The organism is Nocardioides sp. GXQ0305 (assembly GCF_050880345.1).
GTDB lineage: Bacteria > Actinomycetota > Actinomycetes > Propionibacteriales > Nocardioidaceae > Nocardioides.
Genome location: NZ_JBNYXG010000006.1, coordinates 99,420 through 113,203 on the forward strand (window position 1 = coordinate 99,420; position 13,784 = coordinate 113,203).

Annotated in this window: 12 protein-coding genes; 2 read left to right on the forward strand and 10 right to left on the reverse strand. The window is 71.7% G+C overall.

All coding sequences use genetic code 11. The features are described from left to right. Window positions 1-4: 4 nt before the first annotated feature. Complete coding sequence (locus tag ACQ1X7_RS15765; RefSeq protein WP_432479176.1) at window positions 5-730, reverse strand: MBL fold metallo-hydrolase; 726 nt, start codon at window positions 728-730, stop codon at window positions 5-7. A gap of 71 nt (window positions 731-801) precedes the next feature. On the opposite strand from ACQ1X7_RS15765, the gene ACQ1X7_RS15770 reads away from it, so the two are divergent. Continuing rightward, entirely contained in the window at window positions 802-2,028 is a 1,227-nt protein-coding gene (locus tag ACQ1X7_RS15770; protein WP_432479177.1) for a DUF349 domain-containing protein, read from the forward strand. Between the two features lie 289 nt (window positions 2,029-2,317). On the opposite strand, the gene ACQ1X7_RS15775 is transcribed toward ACQ1X7_RS15770, so the two are convergent. The 8 genes from ACQ1X7_RS15775 to ruvC all read right to left on the reverse strand — a co-directional run bounded on the left by ACQ1X7_RS15775 (window position 2,318) and on the right by ruvC (window position 10,728). Further along, on the reverse strand, window positions 2,318-4,546 hold the full coding sequence (locus ACQ1X7_RS15775; RefSeq protein WP_432479363.1) for a RelA/SpoT family protein: 2,229 nt from the start codon (window positions 4,544-4,546) through the stop codon (window positions 2,318-2,320). A 120-nt stretch (window positions 4,547-4,666) separates the two neighbouring features. Beyond that, the gene (locus ACQ1X7_RS15780) at window positions 4,667-5,227 is read right to left on the reverse strand and encodes an adenine phosphoribosyltransferase (RefSeq protein ID WP_432479178.1); all 561 of its coding nucleotides are present in this window, start codon (window positions 5,225-5,227) and stop codon (window positions 4,667-4,669) included. After that, complete coding sequence (secF, locus tag ACQ1X7_RS15785; RefSeq protein WP_432479179.1) at window positions 5,224-6,432, reverse strand: protein translocase subunit SecF; 1,209 nt, start codon at window positions 6,430-6,432, stop codon at window positions 5,224-5,226. The genes ACQ1X7_RS15780 and secF overlap by 4 nt, the downstream gene beginning before the upstream one ends. Further along, a complete protein-coding gene (secD, locus tag ACQ1X7_RS15790; protein ID WP_432479180.1) occupies window positions 6,432-8,138 on the reverse strand; it encodes a protein translocase subunit SecD in 1,707 nt (568 codons plus the stop codon). The genes secF and secD overlap by 1 nt, the downstream gene beginning before the upstream one ends. 3 nt (window positions 8,139-8,141) lie before the next feature. Then, window positions 8,142-8,447, reverse strand: a complete 306-nt coding sequence (gene yajC, locus ACQ1X7_RS15795) for a preprotein translocase subunit YajC (RefSeq protein ID WP_432479181.1) — start codon at window positions 8,445-8,447, stop codon at window positions 8,142-8,144. Window positions 8,448-8,514: 67 nt separating this feature from the next. Further along, window positions 8,515-9,603, reverse strand: a complete 1,089-nt coding sequence (gene ruvB / locus ACQ1X7_RS15800) for a Holliday junction branch migration DNA helicase RuvB (protein ID WP_432479182.1) — start codon at window positions 9,601-9,603, stop codon at window positions 8,515-8,517. Window positions 9,604-9,610: 7 nt separating this feature from the next. After that, window positions 9,611-10,207, reverse strand: coding sequence for a Holliday junction branch migration protein RuvA (ruvA, locus tag ACQ1X7_RS15805; RefSeq protein WP_432479183.1), 597 nt, complete (start codon window positions 10,205-10,207; stop codon window positions 9,611-9,613). Next, entirely contained in the window at window positions 10,204-10,728 is a 525-nt protein-coding gene (gene ruvC / locus ACQ1X7_RS15810; protein ID WP_432479184.1) for a crossover junction endodeoxyribonuclease RuvC, read from the reverse strand. Before ruvC ends, ruvA begins: the two co-directional genes overlap by 4 nt. A gap of 211 nt (window positions 10,729-10,939) precedes the next feature. On the opposite strand from ruvC, the gene ACQ1X7_RS15815 reads away from it, so the two are divergent. Beyond that, window positions 10,940-12,997 carry a PhoX family protein gene (locus tag ACQ1X7_RS15815; RefSeq protein ID WP_432479185.1) on the forward strand — a complete coding sequence of 686 codons (2,058 nt, stop codon included), beginning with the start codon at window positions 10,940-10,942 and terminating at the stop codon, window positions 12,995-12,997. A 9-nt stretch (window positions 12,998-13,006) separates the two neighbouring features. On the opposite strand, the gene ACQ1X7_RS15820 is transcribed toward ACQ1X7_RS15815, so the two are convergent. Then, entirely contained in the window at window positions 13,007-13,771 is a 765-nt protein-coding gene (locus ACQ1X7_RS15820; protein ID WP_432479186.1) for a YebC/PmpR family DNA-binding transcriptional regulator, read from the reverse strand. Between the last annotated feature and the right edge of the window lie 13 nt (window positions 13,772-13,784).

The following is a 13,784-nucleotide window of genomic DNA, read 5'->3' on the forward strand; positions in this document are numbered from 1 at the left end:
GCGGTCACAACCCCCGAATGACCCGGCCGGCGGCGCCGGTGTCGGCCACCTCGAGCAGGTAGGGGTTGGTCGCGCGCTCACGCGCGATCGAGGTCTGCTCCCCGTGGCCCGGCAGCACGACGACGTCGTCGGCCAGCGGCAGCACCTTGTCGCGCAGGCTGCGCAGCATGGTCGGGTGGTCGCCCCCGGGCAGGTCAGTGCGGCCGATCGACCCCGCGAAGAGCAGGTCGCCGGAGAACATCACCTCGCTGACCTCGGCCTGGTCGGGGTACGGCGTCCGGAAGGTCACCGACCCCTCGGTGTGGCCCGGAGTGTGGTCGACGGTGAAGGTGACCCCGGCCAGCTCGAGGGTCATGGCGTCATCGAGGGCGCGGACGTCGTCGGGCTCCCGCCACTGGTGCTCACGCCCCCCGAGGAGCTGCGGCATCATGTCGCGGGTCTCGCTGCTCATCCCCGCCAGCGGGTCGGTCAGCAGGTGCCGGTCGCGCGAGTGGATCCAGGCGGTGGCGTCGTACGCGCCGGCGACCGGGGTCACGCACCACACGTGGTCGAGGTGGCCGTGGGTCGCGACGACGGCCACCGGCTTGAGCCGGTGCTCCCGGACCACCTCGGCGACGCCGTCGGCGGCGTCCTTGCCGGGGTCGATCACGACGCACTCGGCGCCGGCGCCGGTCGCCACGACGTAGCAGTTGGTGCCCCACGGACCTGCGGGGAAGCCGGCGATGAACACCCCCGCACACTATCGACCGACCCGACGTGGCCGGTCATCGGCGTCGTGCCCTTGACTAGCATGGTGGGGTGATGAGCCACGAGTGGGGTCGAGTCGGGGAGGACGGGACGGTCTACGTCCGGACCGCCGACGGCGAGCGACCCGTCGGCCAGTACCCCGCGGGGTCCCCGGAGGACGCGCTGGCGTTCTACACCCGTCGCTACGAGGCGTTGGCCCTCGAGGTGCAGCTGCTGGAGCAACGGGTCAACTCCGGGGTGCTCTCCCCCGAGGAGGCCGCCGAGGCGATCAAGACGGTGCGCGCTCAGGTGACCGACGCCAACGCGGTGGGCGACCTGGCCTCGCTCAGCGGCCGGCTCGACGCCCTCTCCCCCGTGCTCGCCAGCCAGCGCAAGGCGCGGCAGGAGGAGAAGGCGCAGCGCGCGGCCGAGTCCAAGAGCGCCAAGGAGGCCATCGCCGCCGAGGCCGAGAAGATCGCCGAGGGCACCGACTGGCGCGGCGGCGCCAACCGGCTGCGTGACCTGCTCGACCAGTGGAAGTCGCTGCCGCGGATCGACCGGGCGTCCGACGACGCGCTCTGGCGTCGGTTCTCCTCCGCCCGCACGACCTACACCCGCCATCGCAAGGCGCACTTCGCCGAGCAGAACGAGCGTCGCGAGTCGGCCCGGGTCGTCAAGGAGCGGCTCGCCGCCGAGGCCGAGGAGCTCGCCGACTCCACCGAGTGGGGTCCCACCGCGGGGCGGTTCCGTGACCTGATGCGTCAGTGGAAGGCGGCCGGGCCCGCGCCGCGCGAGGTCGACGAGCAGCTGTGGCAGCGCTTCCGCGGCGCCCAGGACACCTTCTTCGGCGCCCGCGACGCCGTGCAGGCCGAGCTCGACCGGGAGTTCACCGCCAACGCCGAGGTCAAGGAGGGACTGCTGGTCGAGGCCGAGAAGCTGGTGCCCGTCGACGACCTCGAGACCGCCAAGAAGTCCTTCCGCGACATCGCCGAGCGCTGGGAGGCCGCCGGCAAGGTCCCCCGCGACCGGATCAAGGAGCTCGAGGGACGGCTGCGCAAGGTGGAGCAGCAGATCCGCTCCGCCGAGGACGAGCAGTGGAAGCGCACCGACCCCGAGAAGTCCGCACGGGCCGACGACATGGTGTCCAAGCTCGAGGCCGCCATCGCCGTCATCGAGGCCGACCTGGCCGCCGCCCGCGCCGCCGACGACGCCAAGCGGGTGCAGGAGCTGGAGGACAACCTCGCCTCGCGCCAGTCGTTCCTCGACATGGCCCGTCGCGCGTCCGCCGACTACGGGGGCTAGGTCCGCTTCCGGCCCGCCGGGGTCTCGTCGCGGCTCCCGCTGAGGGCGGTACGGCGGACCATGCCCGGTTCCGCCGTACCGCCCCAGCTGGTCAGCGGTTCTGGAGAAGCGCCACGGGGGGCGGCGCCTTCCCTGGGGGGCCCGCTGTGTCGGGGAGGGAGGTGTCGACGACACTAGGACCGCCCGCCAGCGCCGGTGTGGCGAATCGGGGAGGTATGGACGGTCGGTGGTCCAGACACCCACCCAGATGGACTACGTCACACCAGGGTCGCTCCAGGGTCACACCAGGTCACTGGGTGACGCGGTAGGCGTCGAAGACGCCCGGCACCGAGCGGACGGCGCGCAGCACGTTGTCGAGGTGCTTGGACTCGGCCATCTCGAAGCTGAACCGGCTCTTGGCCACCCGGTCGCGGGTGGTGGTCAGCTGGGCGCTGAGGATGTTCACGTGGGCGTCGGAGAGCGCCATCGTGATGTCGGAGAGCAGTCGCGCCCGGTCGAGCGCCTCGACCTGGATGTTGACCAGGAACATCGACTGGCCCGTCGGCGCCCACTCGACCTCCTGCAGCCGCTCGGGCTGCCCGAGCAGGTTGGCCGCGTTGGTGCAGTCCTTGCGGTGGACCGACACCCCGCCGCCCTTGGTGACGAAGCCGAGGATGTCGTCGGGCGGCACCGGCGTGCAGCACTTGGCGAGCTTGACCCACACGTCGGGCGCTCCCTTGACGATCACGCCGCTGTCGCCGGCCGTCTGCGCGGTGCTGCGCGACCGCCCGGTGATGGTGACGGCCTCCGAGAGGTCCTCGGCCGCCCCGTCGTCGCCGCCGTGCAGGTCGATCACCCGGCGGACGACCGCCTGGGCGCTCAGGTTGCCCTCGCCGACCGCTGCGTACAGCGCCGTCACGTCGGCCAGCTTGAAGTGGAGCGCGACCAGGGTCAGCGTCTCGTGGGAGAGCAGCCGCTTCAGCGGCAGCCCCTCCTTGCGCACCAGCTTGGCGATCTGGTCCTTGCCGTCCTCGATCGCGCCCTCGCGCCGCTCCTTGGTGAACCACTGCCGGATCTTCGACCGGGCCCGCGGCGACTTCACGAAGGTCAGCCAGTCGCGTGAGGGACCGGCCGTCGGCGACTTCGAGGTGAAGATCTCCACCACGTCGCTGTTGTCGAGCGTCGACTCCAGCGGCACCAGCCGACCGTTGACCCGGGCGCCGATCGTGTGGTGCCCCACCTCGGTGTGGACGGCGTACGCGAAGTCGACCGGGGTGGCGCCGGTCGGCAGCGCGATCACGTCACCCCGCGGCGTGAACACGTAGACCTCGGCCCGGTTGATCTCGAACCGCAGCGACTCCAGGAACTCCCCCGGGTCCTCGACGTCGTTCTGCCAGTCGAGGAGCTGCCGCATCCACGCCATGTCGTCGAGGTCGCCGGCCCGGTCGGTGTCGACCCCGTTGCGGCCGTCCTCCTTGTACTTCCAGTGGGCCGCGACGCCGTACTCGGCGCGGCGGTGCTGGGCGAAGGTCCGGATCTGCAGCTCGACCGCCTTGCCCTGCGGCCCGATCACCGTGGTGTGCAGCGACTGGTACATGTTGAACTTCGGCATCGCGACGTAGTCCTTGAACCGGCCCAGGACCGGGTTCCAGCGGGAGTGCAGGATGCCGAGGACGGAGTAGCAGTCGCGGTCGCTCTCGACGAGGATCCGGATGCCGACCAGGTCGTAGATGTCGGAGAACTCGCGGCCGCCGACGATCATCTTCTGGTAGATCGAGTAGTAGTGCTTCGGCCGGCCGGTCACCTTCGCCTTGATCTTGGCGTCCTTGAGGTCCTCCTCGACCTGCGCGATCACCTGCCCCAGGAACTGGCCGCGCGACGGGGCGCGCTCGGCGACCATCCGGACGATCTCGTCGTAGATCTTGGGGTGGAGCGTCGCGAAGGCGAGGTCCTCGAGCTCCCACTTGATGGTGTTCATGCCGAGCCGGTGGGCCAGCGGGGCGTAGATGTCGAGGGTCTCGCGGGCGGTCCGCTCCTGGGCCTCGCGCTTGACGTAGCGCAGCGTCCGCATGTTGTGGAGCCGGTCGGCGAGCTTGATCACCAGCACCCGGATGTCGCGCGACATCGCGACGATCATCTTGCGGATGGTCTCGGCCTGCGCGGAGTCGCCGTACTTGACCTTGTCGAGCTTGGTGACGCCGTCGACCAGCAGCGCGACCTCCTCGCCGAAGTCGCGGGTCAGCTCGTCGAGGGTGTACGGCGTGTCCTCGACCGTGTCGTGCAGCAGGGCCGCGACCAGCGTCGGCTCGGTCATGCCCATGTCGGCGAGGATCGTGGTGACCGCGAGCGGGTGGGTGATGTAGGGGTCGCCGCTCTTGCGCATCTGGGTGTCGTGGAGCCGTTCCGCGGTGGTGTACGCCCGCTCCAGCAGCCCCAGGTCGGCCTTGGGGTGGTTGTTCCGCACGGCGCGGAACAGCGGCTCGAGGACGGGGTTCTGCGGCTGGCTGCGGGTGCCCATCCGGGCCAGCCGCGCCCGCATGCTGCGGGCGGACGTCGACGACGGCGCGGTCGGCTCCGGCGCCGCGGGTGCGGTCTGCTCGACCGCCGTCGACTGGTCCTCGGTCATGCTGGCCAGTCTACGGCCGTACCCGCTGGCTGCTCAGATGGTCATCAGGCTGTCGAGCGGCACGTCGCCGACGGCTGCGCGGCCGTCGAGGAACCCGAGCTCCATCAGCACGGCGACGCCGACGGTGGTGCCGCCGCACTGCTCGACCAGCTGCGTCGTCGCGTGGACGGTGCCACCGGTCGCGAGCACGTCGTCGACCAGCAGCACCCGCTCCCCGGGGCTGATCGCGTCGCGGTGGAGCTCGAGGGTCGCCTCGCCGTACTCGAGCGCGTAGGACACCGCATGGGTCTCGCGCGGCAGCTTGCCGGCCTTGCGGACCGGCACGAAGCCACATCCGAGCGACAGCGCGACCGGGGCGGCGAGGATGAAGCCGCGCGCCTCCATCCCCACGACCTTGTCGACGACGGTCGCTCCCGACCCGTCGCGGCCGCTGGCGGCCAGGGCCTCGATGACGGCGGTGAAGGCGTCGTGGTCGGCCAGGAGCGGGCTGATGTCCTTGAAGACGATCCCCGGCTCGGGGAAGTCGGGCACGTCGATGACGCTCCGGGCGAGGGCGGCTCGGGCCACCCGCCGGGCGTGGTCGTGGGCACTCATCGCTTGCCTCTCTGGGACCGCGGGCGGCGGGTGGGCTGGTTGCGGCCGGACGCAGCGCTCCGGCTGACGTCGGAGCGTGGGCGTGGGGCGGTCCGGCCCTGGCCGGAGGCCGTCGGGCGCTTCCCGCTGCCGGTTCCGGCCGGAGCCGCGTCGTCGGGCGCCGTCACGGGGTCGCGGCGACCGGACGGCGTCCGGCCGCCATAGGGGTCGGCGTCGATCGCGCGCCGCCGGGCCCTGGCCCGCTTCTCGGCCAGCTTGACGTCGTCCTCGCCCGACTTCAGGTGCACCAGCAGCGGCGTGGCGATGAAGATCGAGGAGTAGGTGCCGGCGGCCATGCCGACGAAGAGCGCCAGCGCGAGGTCCTTGAGGTTGCCGGACCCGAGCTGGACCACGCTCACGTAGAGGATCGCGCCCACGGGCAGGAGCGCGACGACCGAAGTGTTGATCGAGCGCACCAGGGTCTGGTTGACGGCGAGGTTGGCGGACTCGGCGTAGGTCATCCGGGTCTGCTTCATCGCCTTGGTGTTCTCTCGCACCTTGTCGAAGACCACGACCGTGTCGTAGAGCGAGAACCCCAGGATCGTCAGCAGGCCGGTCACGGTCGCCGGCGTCACCTCGAACCCCGAGAGCGCGTAGACGCCGATCGTGATCAGCACGTCGTGCGCGAGCGCGACGAGGGCGGCGAGCGACATCTTCCACTGCCGGAAGTACGCCCAGATGAACAGCACGACCAGGACCAGGAACACGGCCAGCCCGAGCAGGGCCCGCTGCGCGATCTCCTCGCCCCAGCTGGCGCCCAGCTCGGACTGCGACAGCGCGTCGGGACCCGCACCGGTCTGCTCGAGGATCGCGTCGACGACCTGTTCGCTCTCGGCGGTGGTGAGCGGCTGGGTCTGGACCAGGATGGCCTCGCTGCCGGACGTCGTCACCACGGGTGACGCTGCGTCGTCGATGCCGGTCGCGGCCACGGCCTCGCGCAGGTCGTCGACCTCGGACTGGGTGACCTGCTCGGCGGGCAGGTTGACGCGGTACTCGGCGCCGCCGGTGAACTCGATGCCGTAGTCGAGGCCGCGCAGCGACAGGCCCAGCACCGCGACCACCACGATGACCCCAGAGAGGGTGTACCAGAGCCAACGGCGGCCGACGAAGTCGATCGAGCGGCGCCCCGTGTAGAGGTCGTTGCCGAGGCGGGAGAGGCGTCCCATCAGGCCCGCCCGCCCGCGACGACGCCGCGTCGGGGCCGCTCGTCGACCCCCAGCGTGCTCGCACTCAGTCCGGAGAGCCGGTGGCCCGCGCTGAAGAACCGGAACCGGGACAGCCACGACACCATCGGGTGGGTGAACCAGAAGAAGACCGCGAGGTCGATCAGCGTCGCCAGGCCGAGCGCGAACGCGAAGCCCTTCACGACGCCGGCCGCGAAGATGTAGAGGACGACGGCCGCCAGCAGGGACACCGTGTCGGCGGCCAGGCAGGTGTTGCGGGCGCGCTTCCACCCCGCCTCGACGGCGCTGGGCATGGACAGGCCGTCGCGCATCTCGTCGCGGATCCGCTCGAAGTAGACGATGAAGGAGTCGGCGGTGATGCCGACGGCGACGATCAGGCCGGCGATGCCCGGGAGGGAGAGCGCGAACCCGGCCGTCTCGCTGAGCAGGAGCACCAGGCCGTACGTCGCCGCGGCCGCGACGACCAGCGACGCCAGCACCACCAGGCCCAGGCCGCGGTAGTAGAGCAGGCAGTAGACCATCACCAGCAGCAGCCCGATGCCGCCCGCCAGCAGGCCTGCGGTGAGCTGGTTGCCGGCCAGCGACGGACCGACGGTCTCCACCGGGGGGTTGGGCTCGAACGCGATCGGCAGCGCGCCGTACTTGAGGCTCGTGGCCAGGCTGGTGGCGCTCTGCTCGTCGAAGTTGCCGCTGATCTCGGCGCGACCGTTGGTGATGATCCCGTCCATCGTGGGCGCGGAGATCACCTGCCCGTCGAGGACGATCGCGAACTGCTTGCCGGTGTTGTAGAGCGCGCGCGAGATCTCGGTGAAGGTCTCGGTGCCGTCGCTGTCGAAGTCGAGCGTGACCACCCAGTCGACCTGCTGCTGGGGTACGGCGGCCTCCGCGGACTGGAGGTCGGTGCCCTCGATCATCGCGGTCGAGAGGAGGTACTTGATGCCCTGGTCGTCGCAGGTGACCAGCGGCTTGTCCGGGTCGTCCTCGACCAGAGCGGTCTCGCCCGCTGGTGGGCACTCGTAGTCCTGGAACGCCTGCACGGAGGCGGGGTCGGGGTTGTCGACCCACACCAGCGGGTCGACGCCCTCCGCACCACCCGGCTGGGCGGGCTCCGAGGGCTCCCCCGACGGGCTGGGCGAACCGGACTTCTCGTCGGACTTCTTGCCGGGCTTCCCGGGCGAGGTGCCGAACCCGACCGGCGGACGGTTGTCGGGGCCCTTCGGCGTCCCGGTGTCCTCGGGCGCGACCGGAGCGCTCGGAGCGCTGCCCGGGGTCTGGCCGGGCGTGCCGGGTGTGCCGGGCGAGGGTGCGGCGCCCCCACAACGGTTGTCGGCGGAGGAGCAGGCCACCAGCCGGAACCGCAGCTGCGCCTGCCGCTCGACGGTCTCGACCAGGTCCCGCCGGCTGGTGCCGGGGATCTCGACGACGACGAACTCGTTGCCCTGCGTCGTCACCTCCGCCTCGGACACGCCGGACCCGTTGACCCGCTGGTCGATGATCGACGCGGCCTCCGCGAGGTTGTCCTCGCTCGGCGACCCCTCGGCGATCAGCGTGATCCGGGTGCCCCCCTGGAGGTCCAGGCCCAGCGTGGGGGTCCAGGACCCGGCCAGCGCGACCAGCCCGAAGACGAGCGCGAGACCGGCGAAGAAGCCGATCAGGGTGCGCCCGGGACGCCGCGAGTCACGCGCCACCGGTCACTCGCCGGGAGTGGTCTCGGTGGTCGGCCCGGTCGTGGGGGTGGCGGGCGGGACGACGGTGTTGACGGCGCCGCGGGCCACCTCGATGGTGACGCCCTCGGCGATGCGCAGGTGGATCCGGTCCTCCTCGATGCGCTCGATCACCCCGAACAGGCCGGCGGACAGCATCACCTCGTTGCCGGGCTCGAGACCGCCCTGCAGGGCGGCCAGGGCCTTCTGTCGCTTGGCCTGGGGCCGGATGAGCAGCAGCCAGAACAGCAGGACGATGCCGATGATCGGCAGGAGGGACACCAAGTCGTTCACGACGCAACCTTTTCGCGTGGGTAGGGACCGGCCGGAAGTGTAACGACCGCCCCGTCGGGGCCGACGGTCACTCCTCCAACGACGACGGGTCGAACAGGGGCGCGTCGCCCCCGTCGTCCCGCGGAGGAGCCTCGCCGAGGTGCTCCCAGGCCGCCCGGGTCGCGACCCGCCCGCGCGGCGTACGGGCCAGCAGGCCGCTGCGGACGAGGAAGGGCTCGGCGACCTCCTCGACGGTCTCGCGCTCCTCACCCACGGCGACCGCCAGGGTGGAGATGCCGACGGGGCCGCCGCCGAAGCGCCGGCACAGGACGTCGAGGACCGCCCGGTCGAGCCGGTCGAGCCCGGACTCGTCGACCTCGTAGAGATCGAGCGCCTTGCGGGCGACGTCGAGGGTCACCACGCCGTCGGCGCGCACCTGGGCGTAGTCGCGGACCCGCCGCAGCAGCCGGTTGGCGATGCGCGGGGTGCCGCGGGACCGCGAGGCGATCTCGGCGGAGCCGCTGTCGGTGAGCTCGACGCCGAGGAGCCCCGCGGAGCGACCCACGATCTCGTCGAGCTCGTGGGCCTCGTAGAACTCGAGGTGGGCGGTGAAGCCGAACCGGTCGCGCAGCGGTCCGGGCAGCAGGCCGGCGCGGGTCGTGGCCCCGACCAGGGTGAACGGCGGGATCTCCAGCGGGATGGCCGTGGCGCCGGGGCCCTTGCCGATCACGACGTCGACCCGGAAGTCCTCCATCGCGAGGTAGAGCATCTCCTCGGCCGGCCGCGACATCCGGTGGATCTCGTCGACGAACAGGACGTCGCCGTCGTTGAGCCCGGAGAGGATCGCGGCCAGGTCGCCGGCATGGGTGATCGCCGGGCCGCTGGTCAGTCGCAGCGGCGTGGTCATCTCGGAGGCGATGATCATCGCGAGCGTCGTCTTGCCGAGGCCGGGTGGCCCGGAGAGCAGCACGTGGTCGGGGGCCCGCTCGCGGCGACGGGCCGCCTCGAGCACCAGCCCGAGCTGGGCGCGTACCCGGCCCTGCCCGATGACCTCGTCGAGGGTGCGGGGCCGCAGCGCCGCCTCGACCGCGCGCTCGTCACCCTCGGCCTCGGCGGCGGTCAGCCGCTCCAGGTGGGCCTCCTCGGCCGCGGACAGCTGCACGTCGGGGTCGCTCATCGGCCGGTCACGCCTTGCTCAGGGTACGGAGGGCCGCCCGGAGCAGCGCACCGACGTCGGGCTGGTGTCCGGCCTGGTCGGCGACCGCGTCGACCGCCTTGTCGGCCTCCTTGGCCGACCAGCCGAGGCCCACCAGGCCCTCCTGGACCTGGCCGCGCCAGTCGGCCTGAGACGCCGGGGCGCCGGTGGGCCGGACTCCGGTGGGGGCGCCGATCCGGTCGCGCAGCTCCAGGATGATCCGCTGGGCACCCTTCTGGCCGATCCCCGGCACCCGGGTGAGGGTCTTCACGTCCTCGGCCGCCACCGCCGTACGGAGGTCGTCGGGCGAGAGGACGGCGAGCATCGCCTGGGCGAGCTTGGGCCCCACGCCGGACGCGGTCTGCACCAGCTCGAAGCTCTGCTTCTCGTCGTCGTCGAGGAAGCCGAAGAGCGTCAGGGAGTCCTCGCGCACCACCATGCTGGTCGGCAACGTCGCGCTGCGGCCCGTGCGGAGCGTCGCGAGGGTGCCGGGGGTGCACATGACCTCCAGGCCCACCCCGCCGACCTCGACGACGGCCGAGCTGAGGCCGACGTCGGTCACCTCGCCGCGGACGAAGGCGATCATGCGGTGCTCCTTCCGGCCGCGCGGAGCGCGGCGTCGATCCGGGCCTGGGCGCCACCGCGCCAGATGTGGGTGATGGCCAGGGCGAGGGCGTCAGCGGCGTCGGCGGGCCTGGGCGGCGCGTCGAGGCGCAGGATCCGGGTCACCATCGCCCCGACCTGCGCCTTGGCGGCGCGCCCGCTGCCGGATACCGCGGCCTTGACCTCGCTGGGGGTGTGGGTGGCCACGGGCAGGCCGCGCCGCGCGGCGACGACCAGGGCGATACCACTGGCCTGGGCAGTCCCCATGATCGTGCTGGAGTCGGACCGGGCGAACACCCGCTCCACGGCCACGGCGTCGGGCCGGTAGTCGTCGAGCCAGGCGTCGATGCCCCGCTCGATGGTCACCAGCCGCTCCGCGACCGGCAGGTCGGCGGAGGTCCGCAGCACGTTGACGTCGACCAGCCGCAGCGATCGGCCGACGGAGCCCTCGACGACCCCCAGGCCGCAGCGGGTCAGGCCGGGATCGATGCCGAGCACGCGCATCCGTCACCTCTCCGTCCGTCGTCGTCCGAACACGTGTTCGCCTCACGCTACGGGGACGGGACGGCGGAGTCGGGCGCGACACGCGGACCGCCGCCGGGTCGTCCGTTGCCCGCCACACGTTCCCACCTCGTTCACGTCGGCTTCACCGTCCCCTCCCCTGCCCTCTGGACAGTGCCGCAGGTACACCCACGTCCCGACGCCCGGAGGACCGATGACCCTCACCCCCAGCCGCCCGACCGACGCGCGCCCGCTGCTCCCGCTGACGCCGACCACACGTCACGGCTCGCGCAGCCACCTCACCTGCCTGTTCCGCTGTGGCAACGCCTGCGACCAGCCGGTGCCCAACACCAGCGACAACCCCGAGTTCCGCGAGGTCGCCGAGCACGCCCTGGCCCGCCGCTCGCTCCTGAAGCTCGGTGCCGGCGCCGGCCTCCTGGGCGTCACCGGCCTGGTGTCCCAGGCTCCCCTCGCGGCGGCGGCCGTGGCCGGCACCACCGCCGGCACCTGGGTGTTCACGCCGGTGGAGCCCAACGACTTCGACGACGTGACGGTGCCGAGCGGCTTCCGGGCCGACGTGGTGATCAGCTGGGGCGACCAAATGACGGCCGGCGCCCCGCCGTTCGACGTGGACAACCAGACCCCCGAGGCGGCCGAGCAGCAGTTCGGCTACAACAACGACTACGTCGGGGTGCTCCCCCACCCCGACGGCAACTCCGGGCACGCGGTCCTGGTGACCAACCACGAGTACACCGACGAGAACCTGATGTTCCCGACCGGCCGGTACGACGCCGCGACCGTCAAGCGGATCGCCATGGCCTCCCACGGGATGTCGGTGGTGGAGCTGCGCCGGGGCGCCGCGACGGGGTCGTGGGTGCCGAAGAGCCCGGGCAACGCACGGCTCAACCGTCGCCTCCACACCGGCTCGGACTTCCGGCTCGTCGGCCCCGCGGCCGGCGACGACCGCCTCCGGACCGCGGCCGACCCGACCGGAAGGCGGGTCAAGGGGACGCTCAACAACTGCGCCGGAGGTCGCACACCGTGGGGGACGATCCTGTCGGGCGAGGAGAACTTCAACCAGTACTTCCACGCCTCGGGAGCGCGGGACGCCCGCTACGTCGCGTCGTACGACCGCTACGGCGTCAACGGCGTCTCCGAGCGCCGGTGGGACGAGGTCGACCCGCGGTTCGACCTCACCCAGGAGCCGCACGAGCCCTTCCGCTTCGGGTGGGTCGTCGAGGTCGACCCCTACGACCCCGCGTCCACGCCCCGCAAGCAGACCATGCTGGGCCGGTTCAAGCACGAGGGCGCGAACGTCACCATCGCGGAGTCCGGTCAGGTCGTCGCCTACATGGGCGACGACGAGCGGTTCGACTACCTCTACAAGTTCGTCTCGGCCGGCACCTACGACCCGAGGAAGGGCCCCCGCGCCCGGCGCCGCAACATGCGGCTGCTGACCACCGGCACGCTGTACGTCGCCCGGTTCCGGGGGGACGGCCGTGAGGACGGGAAGTACGACGGCTCCGGGACCTGGATCCCGCTGACCAGCGACACCGAGTCGTTCGTGCCGGGGATGTCGGTCGCGGACGTGCTGATCGACACCCGGCTGGCGGCGGACCAGGTCGCCCCGACCAAGATGGACCGGCCCGAGGACGTCGAGGTCAACCCGGTCACCGGCCGCGTGTACTGCGCGCTCACCAACAACTCCAACCGGGACACCGAGGCCGAGACCGACGAGGCCAACCCGCTGTGGCAGTCGCAGACCCGTCCGTCGCTGGGTGCGCCGCTGGTGACCCAGAACGGCAACCGGAACGGGTACGTGCTCGAGCTCGAGGCCGCGAACGACAACCACGCGGGCCGCACCTTCTTCTGGCGGCTGATGCTCGTGTGCGGCGACCCGCAGGCGCCCGAGACCTACTTCGCCGGGTACCCCAAGGAGCAGGTCAGCCCGATCAGCTGCCCCGACAACGTCGCCTTCGACGCCGTCGGCAACCTGTGGATCTCGACCGACGGGAACGTGCTCGGCTCCAACGACGGCCTGTTCCGGGTGCCGACGTCCGGACCCGAGCGCGGCCACGTCCAGCAGTTCGCGACCGTGCCGTACGGCGCGGAGTGCTGCGGCCCGTTCATCTCCGACGACCAGAGGTCGGTGTTCCTGGCACCGCAGCACCCGGGCGAGACCAGCGGCGCGACGTTCGAGAACCCGACGAGCACCTGGCCGGACCGGGAGGGCTTCCCGAGGCCGTCGGTGGTGGTGGCCTACGAGAAGTAGGCGCCGGCCTCAGGCGTCCAGCTCGGCCATCACCGCGTCGGGGACGTCGAAGTTGGCGTAGATGTTCTGCACGTCGTCGAGGTCCTCGAGGACGTCGATGAGCCGGAACACCTTCGCGGCGGCGTCCTTGTCGAGCTCGACCTGCAGGTCGGGCACGAACTGGGCCTCGGCGGAGTCGTAGTCGACGCCGGCGGCCTGGAGGGAGGTGCGGACCTCGACCAGGTCGCCGGCCTCCGAGATCACCTCGAAGGCCTCCCCCAGGTCGTTGACGTCCTCGGCCCCGGCCTCGAGGGTCGCCTCGAGCACGTCGTCCTCGGAGACCGTGCGGCCCTCCTGGTCGACCGGCACCAGCACGACGCCCTTGCGGTTGAACAGGAACGACACCGAGCCGGGGTCGGCCAATGACCCGCCGTTGCGGGTCATCGCGGTCCGGACCTCCATCGCCGCCCGGTTGCGGTTGTCGGTCAGGCACTCGATGAGCATCGCGACGCCCGAGGGCCCGTAGCCCTCGTACATGATCGTCTGGTACTCCGCGCCGCCCGCCTCGGCCCCGGAGCCGCGCTTGACCGCGCGGTCGATGTTGTCGTTGGGTACCGAGGACTTCTTGGCCTTCTGGATCGCGTCGTAGAGCGTGGGGTTGCCGGCCGGGTCGCCGCCGCCCATCCGGGCCGCGACCTCGATGTTCTTGATCAGTTTGGCGAACAGCTTGCCGCGCTTGGCGTCGACGACCGCCTTCTTGTGCTTCGTGGTCGCCCATTTGGAGTGGCCGGACATGCGCTTCCCGTCT

Coding starts and splice junctions, on each gene's coding strand:
- ACQ1X7_RS15770 (WP_432479177.1), top strand. CDS start 802: ATGAGCCACGAGTGGGGTCGAGTCGGGGAGGACGGGACGGTCTACGTC.
- ACQ1X7_RS15775 (WP_432479363.1), bottom strand. CDS start 4,546: ATGCGGGCGCGGCTGGCCCGGATGGGCACCCGCAGCCAGCCGCAGAAC.
- ACQ1X7_RS15780 (WP_432479178.1), bottom strand. CDS start 5,227: ATGAGTGCCCACGACCACGCCCGGCGGGTGGCCCGAGCCGCCCTCGCC.
- secF (WP_432479179.1), bottom strand. CDS start 6,432: ATGGGACGCCTCTCCCGCCTCGGCAACGACCTCTACACGGGGCGCCGC.
- ruvB (WP_432479182.1), bottom strand. CDS start 9,603: ATGAGCGACCCCGACGTGCAGCTGTCCGCGGCCGAGGAGGCCCACCTG.
- ruvA (WP_432479183.1), bottom strand. CDS start 10,207: ATGATCGCCTTCGTCCGCGGCGAGGTGACCGACGTCGGCCTCAGCTCG.
- ruvC (WP_432479184.1), bottom strand. CDS start 10,728: ATGCGCGTGCTCGGCATCGATCCCGGCCTGACCCGCTGCGGCCTGGGG.
- ACQ1X7_RS15815 (WP_432479185.1), top strand. CDS start 10,940: ATGACCCTCACCCCCAGCCGCCCGACCGACGCGCGCCCGCTGCTCCCG.
- ACQ1X7_RS15820 (WP_432479186.1), bottom strand. CDS start 13,771: ATGTCCGGCCACTCCAAATGGGCGACCACGAAGCACAAGAAGGCGGTC.